17 protein-coding genes are annotated in these 18,116 nt (G+C 70.7%); 6 read left to right on the top strand and 11 right to left on the bottom strand.

Annotated elements, in window-relative coordinates; all coding sequences use genetic code 11:
* Window positions 1-142: 142 nt before the first annotated feature.
* From EHO50_RS39110 to EHO50_RS39100, 3 genes are all read right to left on the bottom strand, one after another.
* On the bottom strand, window positions 143-931 hold the full coding sequence (locus EHO50_RS39110) for an SURF1 family cytochrome oxidase biogenesis protein (RefSeq protein WP_128436606.1): 789 nt from the start codon (window positions 929-931) through the stop codon (window positions 143-145).
* Window positions 932-1,014: 83 nt separating this feature from the next.
* On the bottom strand, window positions 1,015-1,248 hold the full coding sequence (locus EHO50_RS39105; RefSeq protein ID WP_128436605.1) for a hypothetical protein: 234 nt from the start codon (window positions 1,246-1,248) through the stop codon (window positions 1,015-1,017).
* A gap of 79 nt (window positions 1,249-1,327) precedes the next feature.
* Window positions 1,328-2,338: a DEDDh family exonuclease gene (locus tag EHO50_RS39100; RefSeq protein ID WP_128436604.1), complete on the bottom strand. Its 1,011-nt coding sequence runs from the start codon at window positions 2,336-2,338 to the stop codon at window positions 1,328-1,330.
* 218 nt (window positions 2,339-2,556) lie between these two features.
* On the opposite strand from EHO50_RS39100, the gene EHO50_RS39095 reads away from it, so the two are divergent.
* Window positions 2,557-3,267 carry a VIT1/CCC1 transporter family protein gene (locus EHO50_RS39095; RefSeq protein WP_128436603.1) on the top strand — a complete coding sequence of 237 codons (711 nt, stop codon included), beginning with the start codon at window positions 2,557-2,559 and terminating at the stop codon, window positions 3,265-3,267.
* Window positions 3,268-3,388: 121 nt separating this feature from the next.
* Window positions 3,389-4,432, top strand: a complete 1,044-nt coding sequence (locus tag EHO50_RS39090; RefSeq protein WP_128436602.1) for a zinc-dependent alcohol dehydrogenase family protein — start codon at window positions 3,389-3,391, stop codon at window positions 4,430-4,432.
* A gap of 34 nt (window positions 4,433-4,466) precedes the next feature.
* On the opposite strand, the gene EHO50_RS39085 is transcribed toward EHO50_RS39090, so the two are convergent.
* The 3 genes from EHO50_RS39085 to EHO50_RS39075 all read right to left on the bottom strand — a co-directional run bounded on the left by EHO50_RS39085 (window position 4,467) and on the right by EHO50_RS39075 (window position 8,573).
* Entirely contained in the window at window positions 4,467-5,474 is a 1,008-nt protein-coding gene (locus tag EHO50_RS39085; protein WP_164905075.1) for a CopD family protein, read from the bottom strand.
* Window positions 5,475-5,574: 100 nt separating this feature from the next.
* Entirely contained in the window at window positions 5,575-6,951 is a 1,377-nt protein-coding gene (locus tag EHO50_RS39080; protein WP_128436600.1) for a CoA transferase, read from the bottom strand.
* Window positions 6,952-7,043: 92 nt separating this feature from the next.
* The gene (locus tag EHO50_RS39075; protein WP_128436599.1) at window positions 7,044-8,573 is read right to left on the bottom strand and encodes a S8 family peptidase; all 1,530 of its coding nucleotides are present in this window, start codon (window positions 8,571-8,573) and stop codon (window positions 7,044-7,046) included.
* A 389-nt stretch (window positions 8,574-8,962) separates the two neighbouring features.
* Here EHO50_RS39075 and EHO50_RS39070 point away from each other — a divergent pair, with 389 nt between their 5' ends.
* From EHO50_RS39070 to moaA, 3 genes are all read left to right on the top strand, one after another.
* Window positions 8,963-9,319 (top strand): DUF485 domain-containing protein, encoded by a 357-nt coding sequence (locus EHO50_RS39070; protein WP_128436598.1) that lies wholly within the window; start codon window positions 8,963-8,965, stop codon window positions 9,317-9,319.
* Window positions 9,316-10,944: a solute symporter family protein gene (locus EHO50_RS39065; protein ID WP_128436597.1), complete on the top strand. Its 1,629-nt coding sequence runs from the start codon at window positions 9,316-9,318 to the stop codon at window positions 10,942-10,944. The genes EHO50_RS39070 and EHO50_RS39065 overlap by 4 nt, the downstream gene beginning before the upstream one ends.
* 149 nt (window positions 10,945-11,093) lie before the next feature.
* Window positions 11,094-12,083: a GTP 3',8-cyclase MoaA gene (moaA, locus tag EHO50_RS39060; protein WP_128436596.1), complete on the top strand. Its 990-nt coding sequence runs from the start codon at window positions 11,094-11,096 to the stop codon at window positions 12,081-12,083.
* A 308-nt stretch (window positions 12,084-12,391) separates the two neighbouring features.
* Here moaA and EHO50_RS39050 read toward each other — a convergent pair whose 3' ends face one another.
* Window positions 12,392-12,607 carry a hypothetical protein gene (locus EHO50_RS39050; protein WP_128436595.1) on the bottom strand — a complete coding sequence of 72 codons (216 nt, stop codon included), beginning with the start codon at window positions 12,605-12,607 and terminating at the stop codon, window positions 12,392-12,394.
* A 214-nt stretch (window positions 12,608-12,821) separates the two neighbouring features.
* Window positions 12,822-13,220, bottom strand: coding sequence for a DUF3099 domain-containing protein (locus tag EHO50_RS39045; RefSeq protein ID WP_128436594.1), 399 nt, complete (start codon window positions 13,218-13,220; stop codon window positions 12,822-12,824).
* A 245-nt stretch (window positions 13,221-13,465) separates the two neighbouring features.
* On the opposite strand from EHO50_RS39045, the gene EHO50_RS39040 reads away from it, so the two are divergent.
* On the top strand, window positions 13,466-13,744 hold the full coding sequence (locus tag EHO50_RS39040) for a GlsB/YeaQ/YmgE family stress response membrane protein (protein WP_128436593.1): 279 nt from the start codon (window positions 13,466-13,468) through the stop codon (window positions 13,742-13,744).
* Window positions 13,745-13,865: 121 nt separating this feature from the next.
* Here EHO50_RS39040 and tyrS read toward each other — a convergent pair whose 3' ends face one another.
* Genes tyrS through EHO50_RS39025 form a run of 3 tightly spaced genes read right to left on the bottom strand, consistent with a single transcriptional unit; the run spans window position 13,866 to window position 18,114 of the window.
* A complete protein-coding gene (gene tyrS / locus EHO50_RS39035; RefSeq protein ID WP_128436592.1) occupies window positions 13,866-15,134 on the bottom strand; it encodes a tyrosine--tRNA ligase in 1,269 nt (422 codons plus the stop codon).
* Between the two features lie 56 nt (window positions 15,135-15,190).
* On the bottom strand, window positions 15,191-16,594 hold the full coding sequence (locus EHO50_RS39030) for a metallopeptidase TldD-related protein (protein ID WP_128436591.1): 1,404 nt from the start codon (window positions 16,592-16,594) through the stop codon (window positions 15,191-15,193).
* On the bottom strand, window positions 16,591-18,114 hold the full coding sequence (locus EHO50_RS39025; protein ID WP_128436590.1) for a TldD/PmbA family protein: 1,524 nt from the start codon (window positions 18,112-18,114) through the stop codon (window positions 16,591-16,593). The genes EHO50_RS39030 and EHO50_RS39025 overlap by 4 nt, the downstream gene beginning before the upstream one ends.
* Between the last annotated feature and the right edge of the window lie 2 nt (window positions 18,115-18,116).

Raw genomic sequence — 18,116 nt, 5'->3', positions numbered from 1 at the left:
TGCTGCTGAGTGCCGGCTCAGTGGACCCACCCAAGGGGCGCGGGGCTGTGCCCAATATGCGGCTCCGCCGCGTGGGCGCGACCAGCCCCCAACAACCCGCAGTCGCCGGACGTACTAGCCACACATGGCGAGTGGGCGGACCCTACACACCCACCGGCTCCGCCTCCACCGCCTTCTCCTGGTTCGCCGCCCGGTCACGAGCCTCCCGGCGAGCCAGGATCACCCACCCGATGGGAACGCCCGCTGCGAACAGCCACCACTGAAGGGCGTACGCATAGTTCAGCGGGGCGTTCTCCTCGCCCGGCTTCCCGATCAGCTCCGGCGTGTCACCCTTCGGCTCGGGCGCCGTCTGCACCAGGTACCCGCCGAGCACCCGCGCATCGAGGCGCCCCGCCTCCTGCTCGCTGCTGATCAGCATGACCTGCCGGTCGGGAAGCCCCTTGAGGTTCTTGATGCCGCTGGCCTCGGTCGTCTCGTCGGGCATCAGTCGCCCGGTGACGGTGACACGCCCGCTCGGCGGCGCCGGGATCTTGGGGAAGGCCGTCTGGCTGGGACCGTCGGCGGGGATCCAGCCGCGGTTGACCAGCACCACCTTGCCGTCCGTCAGGACGAAGGGGGTGAGCACATGGAAGCCGACCTCTTCGTCGGCGTTGACGCGCCGCCTGACGACGACCTCCCGGTCGGCGTCGAAGTGGCCCACGGCCGTCACGCTGCGGTACCGCTCCTTGGTGGTGACCGTGTGCCCCGGGGAGGTCAGCTTCTCCACGGGTACCGGCTTCGCGCCCAGCGCGTCGGCGACCAGCTGGTTCCGGGCGGAGCGCTCCTCGTAGCGGTGCATCTGCCAGATGCCCAGCCTGATCATCGTGGGGATGAGGACGAGGGCGACCAGCGTGAGGATCACCCACTGCCGGGACAACAGGAAGCGGTACACCCCACGACCGTACAACTCGGTCGTGGGGTGCGTTCAGGCGGGTACGGGTCCGGGTGCGGGGCCTGGTACGGGTCCGGGCCGCGTCACACTTTGTCGACGATCCCCACCTTTCCCTCCTCGCGGGCGCAGTGGGCACCGCAGTACCACTGGCCCTCGACCTCGACGCCCTGCCCGATGATCTGGACGCGGCAGTGCTCGCAGACGGGTGCCATGCGGTGGATCGCACAGGAGAAGCAGTCGAAGACGTGCACCGCGCCCTGCGCGTGCACCTCGAAGGTCATGCCGTAGTCGTTTCCGCATACTTCACATGTCGCCATGCGCCACAGGGTGAGCCGTCATCGCGGCCCGGGCGAGACGGCTCCGGGCGAGTCGCGCGGCAATCACCCGTCCGTACGGTCACGGCTCCGACGCCGGTTCCACGTCCCGCAGGAGTTGCCCGAAGGCCGCCTCGTCGATCACCGGCGTCCCGTACTGGCGGGCCTTGACCACCTTCGACGTGCCCGCGTCCGGGTCGTTGGTGACGAGCAGGCTGGTCAGCCGGGACAGGCTCGTCGACACATGCAGCCCGGCCTCGATCGCGCGGTCCTCCAGCAGGTCGCGCTCGATCGACGTGTCGCCGGAGAAGGCGACCCGCATGCCTTGTTTGAGCCGTTTGCCCTCTTCGTAGCGCCCCGGGTTGGGGTAGGGGCAGGCGGGCCTCTTGCGGGACGGACGCCAACTGGTCGGCCGGTAGCCACTGGAGCCGTCGTAGCCGCTGTAGCCGCCCGCCTGCTGTCCGATCCGGGGCGTGGCGGTGTCCCGCCACTCGGTCAGTGGCCGGCACTCCTGCAGCGGCAGCCGCACGCTGCCCGCCGCCGCGGCCCGCAGACTCGGCCGGAACGCCTCCGCCAGCACGCGCGCGTCGTCCAGCGCGTGGTGCGCGCGCTGCTGTACGACGCCGAAGTGCGCGGCGAGCGACTCCAGCTTGTGGTTGGGCAGCGGCAGGTCCAGCTCCTTGGACAGCGCGATGGTGCACAGCCGCTGCCGTACCGGGGCCTCGCGCTCCGCGCGCGCGTACTCCCGCGCGATCATCTGCCAGTCGAAGACGGCGTTGTGCGCGACGAGCACCCGGCCGTCGAGCCGGGCCGAGAACTCCTCGGCGATGTCCGGGAAAAGGGGTGCCGCTTCGAGCATCTCGCTCGTCAGACCGTGGATCCAGACCGGGCCCGGGTCCCGCTCCGGGTTGACCAGCGTGTACCAGTGGTCCTCGACCTCGCCGCGCGCGTCCAGCCGGTAGACGGCCGCGGAGATTATCCGGTCGTCCCGGGCCAGGCCCGTGGTCTCCACGTCAACGACCGCGTATCCCTGGGGATACGCGGCCGGCCAAGCTGTGGCGGAGGGCGCTGCGGTCGTACGGTCTTCGAGCATGGTCACTGAGGATACGGGCCGGGACTGACACTGCCGGCCGTCAGGTGCCTTGCTCCGCCCGCCCGTTCGAGGGCTGCGAACGTCAGCGCGCCAACCGGTCGGCGCGCGCACGGTGTTGCCGCGGTGTGCTGCCGTGTCCCGATGAACCTGATGAGCCCGATGCCTGCCCGGGAGCGTCGGTACATCCCTGATGTCCCCCTCGGTGCAATCCTCCGCATGTGACCGAACCAACGCATGACGAGGCCCACGGCGGCGCGCTGGGTGAGCGGCTGAACTGGCTGCGGGCGGCCGTTCTCGGGGCGAACGACGGCATCGTGTCGACCGCCGGACTCGTCGTCGGTGTGGCCGGCGCGACGGACGACCGCTCCGCCCTGCTCACGGCCGGGCTGGCCGGGCTGCTCGCCGGGTCGATGTCGATGGCGGCGGGGGAGTACGTCTCGGTGTCCACCCAGCGCGACTCGGAGAAGGCCGCGTTGGCCCTGGAGAAGCGGGAGTTGCGGGAGCGGCCGGAGGCGGAGCTGGAGGAGCTGGCAGGGCTGCTCGAGCGACGGGGGTTGTCCCGGGAGGTGGCCTCGGAGGCGGCGGTCCAGCTGACGGAAAGGGACGCGCTACGGGCACACGCGCGCGTGGAGCTCGGTATCGACCCGGACCGGCTGACCAACCCGTGGCACGCGGCGTGGGCGAGCTTCCTGGCGTTCACGGCCGGGGCGCTGCTGCCGCTGCTGGCCATGGTGCTGCCGCCGGCGCACTGGCGGCTGGCGGTCACCGTCGCCTCCGTACTGGCCGCCCTCGCGCTGACCGGCTGGAGCAGCGCCCGCCTGGGCGCCGCCGCCCCGCCCCGCGCGGTGCTGCGCAATGTGGCGGGCGGCGCGCTGGCCATGGGGGTCACCTACGCGGCCGGGACGCTGCTGGGGGCGGCGGGGGTGTAGCGCCCACGGCTCCGGACGGCGGGCGCTCGGAGCGCGCCGGGCGCCGACGGCGACGTACGGTGAGGTGAGCTCGAACACCCCCCGAGCGCAGGTACCACCGGACACGAGAAGGACCCGCGCCATGCGTGCCACCACCATCCACGCCCCCTTCGACATGCGCGTGGAGGACGTGCCCGATCCCGTGGTGCAGCAGCCCACCGACGCCGTGGTCCGGGTGCTGCGCGCCTGCATCTGCGGCAGCGACCTGTGGGCGTACCGGGGCGAGTCGGCGCGGCAGCCGGGCCAGCGGATCGGCCACGAGTTCCTCGGCGTCGTCGAGGAGACCGGTTCCGAGGTGACCGGCGTCGAGCGGGGCGACCTCGTCGTCGCGCCCTTCATGTGGTCCGACGGCGTCTGCGACTACTGCCGCGAGGGCCTCACCACCTCCTGCGAGCACGGCGGCTTCTGGGGCACCGTCGGCTCCGACGGCGGCCAGGGCGAGGCCGTGCGCGTCCCCTACGCCGACGGCACCCTCGTCCAGCTCCCCAAGGACGCCGCCTCCGACGACCACCTGCTCTCCGCCCTGCTGACCCTCTCCGACGTCATGGGCACCGGCCACCACGCCGCCCTCGGCGCCGGAGCCCGCCCGGGTGCCACGGTCGCCGTCGTGGGTGACGGCGCCGTAGGACTGTGCGCGGTGCTCGCGGCCAAGCGGCTCGGTGCCGAGCGGATCATCGCGCTGGGCCGCCACCGGGTCCGCACGGACATCGCGCGCCGCTTCGGCGCCACCGAGGTCGTCGCCGAGCGCGGCGACGCGGCCGTGGAGGCGGTACGCGAACTCACCCGCGGCCAGGGCGCGCACGCCGTCGTCGAGGCCGTCGGTACCGAACAGTCCATGCGTACGGCGGTCGACATCACCCGCGACGGCGGCGCCATCGGCTTCGTCGGTGTGCCGCACGGCAGCGGCACGGGTCTCGACCTCGGCGTCATGTTCGACCGCAACATCGCGCTGCGTGGAGGCGTCGCGCCGGTCCGCGCCTACATCCCCCACCTGCTGCCCGACGTCCTGGACGGCACGATCGACCCGTCGCCCGTCTTCGACCTGACGATCGGGCTGGAGGACGTCCCCGCCGGCTACAAGGCGATGGACGAGCGCACGGCGCTCAAGGTGATGGTCACCGACTGAGGCCGTGAGCAAGCCTGCTGAGGACCTGATGGGCTCACCAGCGGATCGGCACCGGCAGCGCCGTCAGCAGGCCCGACAGGGCGACCACCACACCCAGAGCCACGACCTCCGCCCGCGCCGGAGAGCAGGCCGTCAACGGGTCGGCCGCCCGGCGCAGCCTGATCCGTGCCCACAGGGCGAGCGCGGCCACGGCCGCCACCAGGATCACCTTGGCCAGCAGGGCACGCCCGTACGCCGTCTCGGTCAGCTGCTCCAGGATCGTGTCCGACGGCATCCGGCGCAGCGAGCTCCACACTCCCGTCGCCGTGATGGCGGCGAGCAGTACGGCCGCCACGCGCGCGTAGAGCCCCAGCAGGGCCCCGCCCGTCTCCGTGCCGCCCCATCCGCGCAGGGTCCGCAGCGCGTGCAGCAGCCCGCCGGCCCAGAGCGACGCGCAGGCCAAGTGCACCAGCGTCAGCCCGGAGCCGAGCAGCGGGCCGTGCTCGGTGGTGGGGTGGGCACGCAGCGCCTCGGCGACCACGACCGCGGCCAGCGGCCAGACCTGGGTGGCGGGCCGGCGTGAGAGGGCGCACAGCCCGGTCACGGCGAAGGCGTTGACCTGCAGCAGCGCGAGCTTGCCGTCGCGTGACGCGTACAGGCCGCCGACGTCGAGGTCGGAGGGGCTGTGCGGCACGAGGTTGCCGGTGGACACCACCGAGGCCAGGCCCAGGGCGGCGACGAAACCGGCGCCGGCCGCGTACGGCGCCCAACTGCGGGGCATGGCCGGGGGAGCGCCGGGCACGTGTCGGGCCAGCCGGTTCACGAACAGCTCGCCCAGCGGGACGCACAGCGCCGCGAACAGCACCGTACGCAGCAGCCCGATCCCGGCGGTGCCGGGCGCGGCGGCCTCCCCGGTACCGCGCAGCGCGGCCGACGGCCCGAGCAGCGGGATCAACGCCGCCAGCGCCACCAGGACGAGCACGGCGACGGCCCGGCCTACGCCGGGGCGAGGTCTGGGCGCGCTCCCGTCGGACACGCCAAGGGAGGGTCTCGTCAACGTCACCTCGTGATCTTCACAAAGCATCACAGAGTCGGGCAAGTGCCGGAAAACAAGTGAGGGAACGGCATTCCGTCCATGGGTACGTTTCCGACAACCCCGGCGCTCAGACCCACCGCGCCGGATCCGTGCCCCACACCCCCGGTGGCCGGGCCCAGTCGACCGGACCGCCCTCGAACGACACCGGCGACAGGGCGTACCGCAGCCGCCCGAGGGCACTGTCCCTCTCGGCGAGCCAGGCATCGGGCCCGTCGTACGGCATGTTCCCCGCGTTCCCCGCAGGGCCCGGCTGGATCTGGTTCGTCAGCCAGGCCGCCGTGCGCGCCAGTGACAGCCGTACGCACCGGCCGTACCCCTGCTCCGCCCGCTCGGTCAACGCCCGCAGCACGGCCGCCGCCAGCAGATACCCCGTCCCGTGGTCGAGGGCCTGCGCGGGCAGCGCGCCGGGCCGCTCGGCCGACCCCTCGATCGCGGCGATTCCGGTGGCGGCCTGCACGAGGCTGTCGAAGCCGCGCCGGCCGGCCCACGGCCCGTACGACCCCCATGCCGACAGCTGCGCCACGACCAGCCCGGGCCGCCGCTCGGCCAGTTCCCGGGCCGACAGCCCGAACCGGTCCAGGGCGCCGGGCCGGTACCCGGTGACGACGACGTCCGCGGCCGCCAGGAGTTCCTCGAAGGCGCGCCGGTCCGCCACCAGGTCCAGCGTCGCCGAGCGCTTCCCGAAGCCCGTGTCGGCGTGCTGGTCCGCCAGTTCGGGCAGCTGGGGCGCGTCCACGCGCAGAACGTCCGCGCCGAGCAGCGCGAGCGTGCGCGTGGCGACCGGTCCCGCGATGACCCGCGTCAGATCCAGTACGCGCACTCCGGCGGCGGGCAGCAGGGGCGCACCGTCGAGCGGCGGGAGGGCACGCGCGCGTGCCGTGTTCAGCCGTTCGCGCTCGACGAGCGGCCGTCGGGCCACCGCGGCCGCCTGCTCGTGCGCCGCCCACTCCTCGGGCGTACGCAGCGCCACGGCCAGCCCGCCGGCCGCGTACACGGACTCCTCCACCTCATGCGAGGTCCGCTCGGCGAGCGTCGCCCCGACGGCGTCCGGATCCTCCTCCGTCATCCCCAGTGCGGCCAGCAGCCGGGCCCGGTGATGCGGATAGTTGGCATGCGTGCGCACCCAGCCGTCCGCCGTTCGCCAGAACCGCGACAACGGAGCGAAGGTGACCGGCGCGCGCCCGTCGACCAGCAGATGCCGTTCACTCACGAAAGCCGTGGCGATCGCCCCGTCGTCCAGCCGCACCCCGGGCACCTCGGCGAGCCCGGCCCGCCGTGCGCCCAGCTCGGCCGCGGCCAACGCGCACGCACCCACACAGGCGCGCGCCAACTCCCGTACGGGGAGGCGCGCATGGAGCGTGCCTCCCCGCAGCACGGTGGACACCCGCGGGAGAAGGGCGGGGTCGCCTCCCACCGCGGACCAGGCGGACTCGATTCCAGTCATGACTGCACTATGCAGTGTTGATTCGATTTCCAGTATCGATTCGATCAACATGTCGACCGGGAGTGCCGCCGCAGTACATCAGACCTGCCCGATCAATCAACCGCGTCCAGTGCGTTGACGATGCCGACCCCGTAGAACCCGTTGAACCGCTTGCCGCCCTCGCACACCGCGTCCTGCTTGCCGTCGCCGTTCTGGTCGTAGGACTCCGGGCAGCCCGGGTTGTCCGCCTGGGCCTTGAGCAGCGCCTTCAGCTGGGCCGGAGTCGCGTACGGGTACCGGGACTTCAGCAGCGCTGCGACGCCCGCGGCGTGCGGGGCGGCCATCGACGTGCCCTGCAGGAAGCCGTACTTGCCGTCCGGGACGGTGGACAGGATGCGGCCGTTCTTCGACGGGGTGTCCGGGATCTGGTAGAGCCGGTCGCCGCCCGGCGCCGCGATGTCGATGACGCCGTAACCGTAGGAGGAGTAGTACGACTTGAGGTTCTGTACGCCCGTGGCGCTGACCGTGACGACACCCGGCAGCTGCGTCGGTACGTCGAAGCATTCGTGCGGGTCGACGGTGCGCTTGACCGCGGTCGAGTCGTCGGGGCTGCTCTCGTCGACGATCGCGTCGGAGTCCAGGTCGTGGTTGGAGTTGCCGGCCGACGCGAAGTTGAGGGTGCCCTTGTTCTGGGCGTACAGCTGGGCCCTGTTGACCGCATCGACGATGGCCCGCTGGTCCGGATCGTCCATGCAGTTGTACAGCCATGGATCGACGTAGTAGCTGTTGTTCGTGATCTCGACGCCGTGGTCGGCGGCGAACACGAAGGCGCACACGACGCTCTCGGGGTAGTAGAGACCGTTGACCGGATCGCTCACCTTGATCCCGGAGACCTTGACGCCGGGGGCGACGCCGGCGACACCGATGCCGTTGCGGGGCGCGGCTATCTCCCCCGCCACATGCGTGCCGTGGGCGTCGGCGCTCGTGTAGGGCCGCCAGGCGCCCTCACTGGTGTCCGCCTTGCCGCCGGCGCAGTTCGCCGACTGGGCGGCGGAGAAGTTCGGTGCGAGGTCGGGGTGGGTGTCGTCGACGCCGTTGTCGATCACGGCGACGGTCACCCTGTCGCTGCCCGGGTTGATCTTCGCCGCCCGGTCGGCGCCGATGGCGCGCAGGTCCCACTGGTCGGCTTCGAGTGGCTCGCTGTCGGCCGCCGCGCCGGTCGCGCTCGTCGTCTTCGCGGCCTGCTTCTTGGTCATGGGCTGGACGGGGCCCTCGTCCGTCGCCCCGGCGGCGGTCAGGGGCGCCGTACGTGTCGCACCCGCCGACTGGACCCCGCGCACCGCGCGTATCGCCTGGGCGAAGCCGGGGTTCGCGGAGTGGACGACGATCACGCCTATCCGTGCGTACGTGATCACCACCGTCCCGTCGGCCGCGGTGATCGCCTTCTTCACCGACTCGATCGTGCGGCGGTCCGGGCTGGTATTGACGACGTACGCCAGCGAGGGCGCGTCCGTGGCCCGCACTGTCGGCTCCGCGAGTGATGCCGCTGAGGCCCCCGTCGGCAGGAAGCCGAGCGAGGCGGTCAGCGAAAGAACGAGGGGTACGGCGAGGCCGAGACGGCGTCTGGACCGCAGATGAGCCATGGGATCTCCACATCATCCGGAACGAGACCGCCCGAGACGCAGGTGGGCGCTCGGGCAGGTACATGACGAGTGGTGCAGAGGTGAAGCTATCCCCGAACTTACTGGCCAGCAATCTGACCCGGGGCGACTTCGGAAAGAAGGCCGGGGAGTTGAACCGGTCCTCGCGTGGCGCCGTGACGTTGAACAGGAGGCGCGAGCACGAGCGAGCCCCCTGTCGGATCACGCGCCGGAGCCCTAACATCGCCACCCGGCTCAAGTGATCCATATCACTGCGAGGAACAGAGCCGTCCATGTCCGTACCCGATCCGTCCCCGACTTCCGATCCGCCGCCCACCCCCGATCCGTCCCCGTCCACCGTCGCAACAGCGCCCGCAACGCGAGGAGACTCCGTGGCCACCGACGCACCGCCCCCCTCGAAAGAGACACACAAACTCCCCTCCACCGAGGAGTTCACCGAGGTGCAGGAGAGCGCGGAGTTCGGTGAACTGCGCCGCTCCTACCGCTCCTTCGCCTTTCCGCTGACCGTCGCCTTCATCGCCTGGTACCTGCTGTACGTCCTGCTCTCCAACTACGCGGGCGACTTCATGGGCACCAAGCTGTTCGGCAACATCAACGTCGCGTTCGTCTTCGGTATCGCCCAGTTCCTCACCACGTTCCTCATTGCCTGGTGGTACTCGCGCCACGCCGGCGCCAAGCTCGACCCCAAGGCTGAGGCCATCAAGACCCGTATGGAGGGCGGCGCATGAGCCCCGCGATGACCCATGTGCAGCTCGCCGCCAACGAGGCCAGCGAGCACCGGCCGCTGATCATCACCCTGTTCGCGTGCTTCGTGGTCGCGACCCTGTTCATCACCGTCTGGGCGGGCCGCCAGACCAAGGACGCCGCCGACTTCTACGCGGGCGGCCGGTCGTTCAGCGCCTTCCAGAACGGCCTCGCCGTCTCCGGCGACTACATGTCCGCCGCGTCCTTCCTCGGCATCGCGGGCGCCATCGCCCTCTTCGGATACGACGGCTTCCTCTACTCCATCGGATTCCTGGTCGCCTGGCTGGTCGCCCTGCTCCTGGTGGCCGAGCCGCTCAGGAACTCCGGCCGCTACACGATGGGTGACGTCCTCGCGTACCGCATGCGCCAGCGCCCGGTGCGTACGGCGGCCGGCACCTCCACCATCGTCGTGTCGATCTTCTACCTGCTCGCCCAGATGGCCGGCGCGGGCGTCCTGGTCTCGCTGCTGCTCGGCATCACCACCGACGCGGGCAAGATCCTGATCGTCGCCCTCGTCGGCGTCCTGATGATCGTGTACGTCTCCATCGGCGGCATGAAGGGCACCACCTGGGTCCAGATGGTCAAGGCCGTGCTGCTCATCGGCGGCACCATCCTGATCACCTTCCTGGTGCTGCTGAAGTTCAACTTCAACATCTCCGACCTGCTCGGCAAGGCCGCCGAGAACAGCGGCAAGGGCGCCGCCTTCCTGGAGCCCGGCCTCCAGTACGGCGCCACCGGCACCTCCAAGCTGGACTTCATCTCCCTCGGCATCGCCCTGGTCCTCGGCACCGCCGGTCTGCCGCACATCCTGATCCGCTTCTACACGGTGCCCAACGCCAAGGCCGCCCGTAAGTCCGTGAACTGGGCCATCGGCATCATCGGCGGCTTCTACCTGATGACCATCGCCCTCGGCTTCGGCGCCGCCGCGCTCATCTCGCAGGACGAGATCATCGCCTCCAACCCGTCCGGCAATACGGCGGCACCACTGCTCGCCCTGCACCTCGGCGGCGTCGACTCGGCCTGGGGCGCGATCCTGCTCGCCACCATCTCGGCGGTGGCCTTCGCGACGATCCTCGCGGTGGTCGCCGGCCTGACCCTGGCCTCGTCCTCGTCGTTCGCCCACGACATCTACGCGAACGTGATCAAGAAGGGCCAGGCCACCGAGAAGGAGGAGATCCGGGCCGCCCGCCTCGCCACCATCGGCATCGGCGCCGTCTCCATCCTCCTCGGCGCCCTCGCCCGCGACCTGAACGTCGCCGGCCTGGTCGCCCTGGCCTTCGCGGTCGCCGCCTCCGCCAACCTGCCGACGATCCTCTACAGCCTGTTCTGGAAGCGGTTCACCACCCAGGGCGCGCTGTGGTCGATCTACGGCGGTCTGATCGTCGCCGTCGGCCTGGTGCTGTTCTCGCCCGTCGTCTCCGGCGACCCCAAGGCGATGTTCCCCGACGTCGACTTCGCCTGGTTCCCGCTGAAGAACCCGGGCATCATCTCCATCCCGTTCGGCTTCTTCATGGGCTGGCTCGGCACGGTCCTGTCCAAGGAAGAGCCCGACGCCGGCAAGTACGCGGAGCTGGAGGTCCGGTCCCTCACCGGCACCGGCGCCCACTGAGCCCGACCCCTGAAGCGGCCGCGTCGTAGATCCCTACGACGCGGCCGCGTCGTACGTCGTGGGATCGGGCCGGTGTCGCTGTCAGTGCGGTCACGTAGGCTCGCAGGTGACAGAAGTTGAATCTGGTCGTGACGAGGGAGGGGGCCCACGTGCTCATCGACACCTACGGCCGAGTGGCCACCGACCTGAGGGTCTCGCTGACGGACCGCTGCAACCTGCGCTGTACGTACTGCATGCCCGAGGAGGGCCTGCAGTGGCTCGCCAAGCCCGACCTGCTCACGGACGACGAGATCGTCCGCCTGATCGAGATCGCGGTCACCTCCCTCGGTATCGAGGAGGTCCGCTTCACCGGCGGTGAGCCCCTGCTGCGCCCCGGCCTGGTCGGCATAGTCGAGCGGGTCGCGGCCCTGGAGCCCCGCCCCCAGATGTCCCTGACGACGAACGGCATCGGCCTCAAGCGCACCGCGGCCGCCCTGAAGGCGGCGGGCCTGGACCGGGTCAACGTCTCCCTGGACACCCTGCGCCCGGACGTCTTCAAGACGCTCACCCGCCGTGACCGCCACAAGGACGTCATCGAGGGCCTGTACGCCGCCCGCGACGCCGGCCTGACCCCGGTCAAGGTCAACTCGGTCCTGATGCCGGGCCTGAACGACGACGAGGCCCCGGACCTGCTGGCCTGGGCGGTGGAGCACGACTACGAACTGCGCTTCATCGAGCAGATGCCGCTGGACGCCCAGCACGGCTGGAAGCGCGACGGCATGATCACGGCAGGAGACATCCTGACCTCCCTGCGGACCCGCTTCGAGCTGACCGAGGAGGGCGCGGAGAAGCGCGGCTCGGCCCCGGCGGAGCGCTGGCTGGTCGACGGCGGCCCGCACGTGGTCGGCGTGATCGCCTCCGTCACCCGCCCGTTCTGCTCGGCCTGCGACCGCACCCGCCTGACGGCCGACGGCCAGGTCCGCACCTGCCTGTTCGCCCAGGAGGAGACGGACCTGCGCGCGGCCCTGCGCTCCGGCGCCCCGGACGAGGAGATCGCCCGGATCTGGCGGCTGGCGATGTGGGGCAAGAAGGCGGGCGCGGGCCTGGACGACCCGTCCTTCGTGCAGCCGGATCGCCCGATGTCTGCCATCGGCGGCTAGGCCCTGTCGTTTGGATCAGGCCGGCTGTGAGGTGCAGTGCCTTCAGCCGGCCCGAGCGGGGTCTGGTGCGTGCAGCTGCAAGGCGGAGGAGGGAGTCGACGCGGAGCGTCGGCGAGTGACGACAACGCGGCAGATGCGCGTGCCAGGGCCCGCGACGCCGGGATGATCCAAACGACAGGGCCTAGGGGCAACGCCCCTTCAGGGGCGCGGGGCTGTATCGATATGCGGCTCCGCCGCGGGGCGCGACCAGCCACGATGGCGCCGCACACGCCCCACGACCCACGCCACCCCGAACCGATGGCGTGCCCTCAAGCCCCCCGCGCTTCCCACTCCTCGAGCAGGACCACGTCCTTCAAAAACCCCCGCACCCCGAGGAACTGCGACAAATGCTCGCGATGCTCCTCGCAAGCGAGCCACGTCTTGCGCCGCTCCGGCGTATGAATCTTCGGGTTGTTCCACGCCAACACCCACACGGCGTCGGCACGGCACCCCTTGGCAGAACAGATCGGCGTCTCGTCACTCACAGATTCGTCTCACAAGTTCGCGCACAAAAAGGCGACGCCGAGCAGCCACGGGGGGAGCTGCCCGGCGTCGGTCCGTCGCTCCGACGGGGGATGCGGAGCGCCTACGAAGTATGTCACGGGTAACCCGTCGCCCGGCACCGGAACAACACTATTGATCTGAGCTTTTCCTGAGCTTGGCGCGGACTCGACTTCCGGAGGGAAGCGGTCCGCAGGATCACGCCTCGTCGTGCGGTTTCCTTTGTTCGCCCGGCACGGAGTCGCCCGCGACATCTTCCGGGACCGATTCCGCGAAACCGTCATTCGTCCGCGGCGGCGTGATCATCGGCCGCATCGGAGCGGTCACGAACGTCGACGGCAAGGACGGCGCATTCTCCCGCCCCGCGTTGGCGATCACCACCGCGATGTACGGCAGGATCGCCCCGAGCACCAACGCCACGATCGCGACGTGCCGTTCGACGTTCCACAGCGTGGCCGCGAGGATCACCGACACCGTACGGACCGACATCGAGATGATGTACCGGCGCTGGCGTGCACGCACATCGTCATGGAGGCCCGCCCGGGCCCCGGTGATCCGGAACACTTCGGTGTTGCCGCCCGCGTGCAGCTTCCGCATCACATTCCACCATCCGCCCGCATCGGACTCTCCCCCTGCCCGGACCCGCCCGCCCCCCGGTCGGGGACCCGGGCCAGGACACGTCCCACGTTACGCCCCGGCTCCGCCGCCTACGAGACCGGGGCCCCTGTCACCTGGGGGAACGCCCTCAGCCGTAACGCGTACGGCCGCACCCGGCATGCGACGTACCGCGCCCGGACCAACACTGGGCGTAATGCTCACCCGAGCCGTACGAGGAGGCAGCCATGGGCTGGTTGTGGGCGATCATCGTGGGATTCGTGCTCGGCCTGATCGCGAAGTTGCTCATCCCGGGCAAGCAGCACAGCCCTCTCTGGCTGACCACCATCTTCGGCATCCTCGGCGCCATCGTCGGCAACTCCATCGCCCGCGCGTTCGGCGTCGACTCGACCCGCGGCATCGACTGGAGCCGTCACGTCTTCCAGATCGTCGCCGCGGTGATCATCGTGTATGTGGGCGACATGCTGTACATGGCGACGCTGGGCAAGCGTAAGGAGCGGGCGTGATCCAAACGCCCCAAGGGGTGCGGGGCTGTATCGATATGCGGCTCCGCCGCGGGGTGCGGCCAGCCACGACGAAGCCGCAGCCCGCAGATCACCGCACCCCTGTGGCGCAACCCGCGGGGCGCTACGCTCCGGTGACCTCGACCGCCGCCAGGTTCTTCTTCCCTCGCCGCAGCACCAGCCACCGCCCGTGCAGCAGGTCCTCCTTCGCGGGCACCGCGTCCTCGCCGGCGACCTTGACGTTGTTCACGTAGGCCCCGCCCTCCTTCACGGTGCGGCGCGCGGCGGACTTGCTGGCGACCAGGCCGACCTCGGCGAAGAGGTCGACGACCTGGCCGAGCTGCTCGACCTGGATGTGCGGCACCTCGGAGAGGGCCGCGGCAAGCGTCCTGTCGTCCAGCTCCGTCAGCTCGCCCTGGCCGAAGAGGGCCTTCGACGCGGCGATCACGGCGGCCGTCTGGTCGGCGCCGTGCACCAGCGTCGTCAGCTCCTCGGCCAGCGCGCGCTGCGCGGCACGGGCCTGCGGACGCTCCTCGGTCTGCTTCTCCAGCTCCTCCAGCTCCGCACGGGACTTGAAGGACAGGATGCGCATGTACGTCGAGATGTCCCGGTCGTCCGCGTTCAGCCAGAACTGGTAGAACGCGTACGGCGTCGTCATCTCCGGGTCGAGCCAGATGGCGCCGCCCTCGGTCTTGCCGAACTTGGTGCCGTCCGCCTTGGTCATCAGCGGCGTCGCCAGAGCGTGCACGCCTGCGTGCGGCTCCAGCTTGTGGATCAGGTCAAGACCCGCGGTGAGGTTGCCCCACTGGTCGCTGCCGCCCTGCTGGAGCGTGCAACCGTACCGCCGGTACAGCTCCAGGAAGTCCATGCCCTGCAGCAGCTGGTAGCTGAACTCCGTGTAGCTGATGCCCTCTTCGGACTGCAGACGGCGGGCGACCGAGTCCTTGGTCAGCATCTTGTTGACGCGGAAGTGCTTGCCGATGTCCCGCAGGAACTCGATGGCCGACATGCCGGCCGTCCAGTCCAGGTTGTTCACCATCACGGCGGCGTTCTCGCCCTCGAAGGACAGGAACGGCTCGATCTGCCCGCGCAGGCGGTTCACCCAGTTCGCGACCGTCTCCGGGTCGTTCAGCGTGCGCTCGGCCGTCGGGCGGGGGTCGCCGATCTGGCCCGTGGCACCGCCGACCAGCGCCAGCGGGCGCAGGCCCGCCTGCTGGAGGCGGCGCATGGTGAGGACCTGGACCAGGTGGCCGACGTGCAGGCTGGCCGCGGTCGGGTCGAAACCGCAATAGAACGTGACGGGACCGTCCGCGAGCGCCTTGCGCAATGCGTCCTCGTCAGTGGACAGGGCGATCACGCCACGCCACTTCAGCTCGTCGACGATGTCCGTCACGGTTCTCGTGTCTCCTTGAAGATCTTCGGGCAGTCGGGTGACAGCCGACTACGAGGTTATACGCCCTGACTGACAGAGCTCATGTTGAAATCGGGGACGCGCAGCGCCGGCATCGCCGCCCTGGTGAACCAGTCGCTCCACTCCCGGGGCAATGTCTTCTCCGTACGCCCCGCCTCCGTGGCCCGCCCCAGCAGGCCCACCGGCGATTCGTTGAACCGGAAGTTGTTGACCTCGCCGGTCACCTCACCGTTCTCGACGAGGTACACCCCGTCTCGGGTCAGGCCGGTGAGCAGCAGCGTCGCCGGGTCGACCTCGCGGATGTACCACAGGCAGGTCAGCAGCAGTCCGCGCTCGGTGTTCGCGACCATCTCCTCGAGCGAGCGGTCCTCGCCGCCGTCCAGGATCAGGTTGTCGGCGCCCGGCGCGACCGGCAGACCGGTCAGCCCGGCACTGTGGCGGGTGGTCGTGAGGTGCTTGAGCTCGCCCTCGCGCATCCACTCGGTGGCGGCGATCGGCAGCCCGTTGTCGAACACCGACTGGTCCCCGCCGGAGGAGTGCGCGATCACGAAGGGCGCGGACTCCAGACCCGGCTCGTTCGGGTCGCTGCGCAGGGTCAGCGGCAGCTCGCTCAGCCTCTCGCCGACGCGTGTCTTGCCGCCCGGCTTGGAGAACACCGTCCGGCCCTCGACCGCGTCCCGCCCCGACGCCGACCACATCTGGTAGATCAGCAGGTCGGCCACGGCGGTCGGCGGCAGCAGCGTCTCGTACCGGCCCGCCGGCAGCTCCAGGCGCCGCTCGGCCCAGCCGAGGCGTACGGCAAGCTCGGCGTCCAGCGCCGTCGGGTCCACGTCCTTGAAGTCCCGCGTGGAGCGCCCCGCCCACGCCGAGCGGGTACGGTCCGGGGACTTGGCGTTCAGCTCCAGCGTCCCGTTGGGCTGGTCGTGCCGCAGCCGTAGCCCCGTGGACGTGCCCACGTACGTCGACACCAGCTCATGGTTGGCGAAGCCGTACAGCTCCCGCCCACCCGCACGCGCGCGTGCGAACGCCTCACCGAGCGCCGGGGCGAAGTCCGCGAAGACGGTGGACGACGTCTCGGCCGGCGCGTCCGTGAAGTCCGGCGACGCCGGTACGTCCGTCACCAGCGGCTGCGCGTCCTCGGCGGGCCCGGCACCGCGCGCGGCGGCCTCGGCGGCCCGCACCAGCGGCTCCAGCTCCTGCGCGGTCACGGCCGACCGGGACACGACCCCGGATGCCGTGCCCTCCTTGCCGTCCACGGTCGCGACGACGGTGAGCGTCCGCCCGCGCGTGACGCCGTTCGTGGTGAGCGCGTTGCCCGCCCAGCGCAGATTGGCGGTCGACTGCTCGTCGGCGATGACGACACACCCGTCGGCCCGGGAAAGCTCCAGGGCACGCTCGACGATCTCGTGCGGCTTGTGCGCCTTGTTGGAGTGAGCGCTCATCGACCGGCCTCCTGCGTGGTGTTCAGAATGTTGACTCCCTTGAAGAGGGCCGACGGGCAGCCGTGCGAGACCGCCGCGACCTGCCCCGGCTGGGCCTTGCCGCAGTTGAACGCGCCGCCGAGCACATAGGTCTGCGGACCACCGACGGCCGCCATCGAGCCCCAGAAGTCCGTGGTCGTCGCCTGATAGGCCACGTCCCGCAGCTGGCCGGTGATCCGACCGTTCTCGATCTTGAAGAAGCGCTGCCCGGTGAACTGGAAGTTGTAGCGCTGCATGTCGATCGACCAGGACCGGTCGCCGACGACGTAGATCCCGCGGTCGACGCTCCCGATCAGATCCTCGGTCGACATCCCGGCCGGATCCGGCTGCAGCGACACATTGGCCATGCGCTGCACCGGCACATGCCCGGGGGAGTCGGCGAACGCGCACCCGTTGGACCGCTCGAACCCGGTCAGCTTCGCGATCCGCCGGTCCAGCTGGTAGCCGACGAGGGTGCCGTCCTTGACCAGGTCCCAGGACTGGCCCTCGACGCCCTCGTCGTCGTACCCGATGGTCGCGAGGCCGTGCTCGGCGGTGCGGTCACCGGTGACGTTCATCAGGTCGGAGCCGTACCTGAGCTTGCCGAGCTGGTCGAAGGTGGCGAAGGAGGTGCCGGCGTAGGCGGCCTCGTAGCCGAGGGCGCGGTCCAGTTCGGTGGCGTGGCCGATGGACTCGTGGATGGTCAGCCACAGGTTGGAGGGGTCGACGACGAGGTCGTACGGCCCCGCCTCCACGCTCGGCGCCCGCATCTTCTCGGCGAGCAGCTCCGGGATCCGCTCCAGCTCGCCCTCCCAGTCCCAGCCGGTGCCCGTCAGGTACTCCCAGCCGCGCCCCACGGGCGGCGCGATGGTGCGCATGGAGTCGAACTCGCCGCTCGACTCGTCCACCGACACGGCGGTCAGCTGCGGGTGCAGCCGGACACGCTGCTGGGTGGTCACGGTCCCGGCGGTGTCGGCGTAGAACTTGTTCTCGTGGACGGTGAGCAGCGAGGCGTCGACGTGGTTGACCCCGTCCGCCGCCAGCAGCCGCGCGCTCCAGTCCGCCAGCAGCGCCGACTTCTCCTCGTCGGGCACCGTGAACGGATCGATCTCGTACGACGAGATCCACGTCTTCTCGGCATGCACGGGCTCGTCGGCGAGCTCCACCCGCTCGTCCGACCCGGCGGCCTTGATCACCTGGGCGGACAGCTTCGCCATCGCCACCGCCTGCGAGGCGACCTTGGCGGCGGCGTCCAGCGTCAGATCCACCCCGGAGGCGAACCCCCAGGTCCCGCCGTGCACGACCCGCACCGCGTACCCGAGGTCGGTGGTGTCCGACGACCCGGCGAGCCTGGCGTCCCTCAGGCGCCAGGACGCGCTGCGCACCCGCTCGAACCGGAAGTCCGCGTGCTCGGCCCCCAGCGCACGCGCGCGTGCCAGCGCGGCGTCGGCCAGGGCGCGTAGCGGAAGCGCCGTAAAGGCTTCGTCGATCGTATGAGGCACGG

The organism is Streptomyces cyaneus, assembly GCF_004028635.1.
In the GTDB taxonomy this organism is placed as follows: Bacteria; Actinomycetota; Actinomycetes; order Streptomycetales; family Streptomycetaceae; genus Streptomyces; species Streptomyces cyaneus.
The sequence above is the reverse complement of the archived record's forward strand: the minus strand, read 5'-3'. Positions and strand labels throughout refer to the sequence as shown.

Excerpts from the sequence above, each read along its gene's own strand:
- EHO50_RS39075 (WP_128436599.1), bottom strand. The coding sequence starts at position 8,573 with ATGGCTCATCTGCGGTCCAGACGCCGTCTCGGCCTCGCCGTACCCCTC.
- EHO50_RS39105 (WP_128436605.1), bottom strand. The coding sequence starts at position 1,248 with ATGGCGACATGTGAAGTATGCGGAAACGACTACGGCATGACCTTCGAG.
- EHO50_RS39030 (WP_128436591.1), bottom strand. The coding sequence starts at position 16,594 with ATGAGCGCTCACTCCAACAAGGCGCACAAGCCGCACGAGATCGTCGAG.
- EHO50_RS39100 (WP_128436604.1), bottom strand. The coding sequence starts at position 2,338 with ATGCTCGAAGACCGTACGACCGCAGCGCCCTCCGCCACAGCTTGGCCG.
- EHO50_RS39090 (WP_128436602.1), top strand. The coding sequence starts at position 3,389 with ATGCGTGCCACCACCATCCACGCCCCCTTCGACATGCGCGTGGAGGAC.
- EHO50_RS39045 (WP_128436594.1), bottom strand. The coding sequence starts at position 13,220 with ATGCGGAAGCTGCACGCGGGCGGCAACACCGAAGTGTTCCGGATCACC.
- EHO50_RS39065 (WP_128436597.1), top strand. The coding sequence starts at position 9,316 with ATGAGCCCCGCGATGACCCATGTGCAGCTCGCCGCCAACGAGGCCAGC.
- EHO50_RS39040 (WP_128436593.1), top strand. The coding sequence starts at position 13,466 with ATGGGCTGGTTGTGGGCGATCATCGTGGGATTCGTGCTCGGCCTGATC.
- EHO50_RS39080 (WP_128436600.1), bottom strand. The coding sequence starts at position 6,951 with ATGACTGGAATCGAGTCCGCCTGGTCCGCGGTGGGAGGCGACCCCGCC.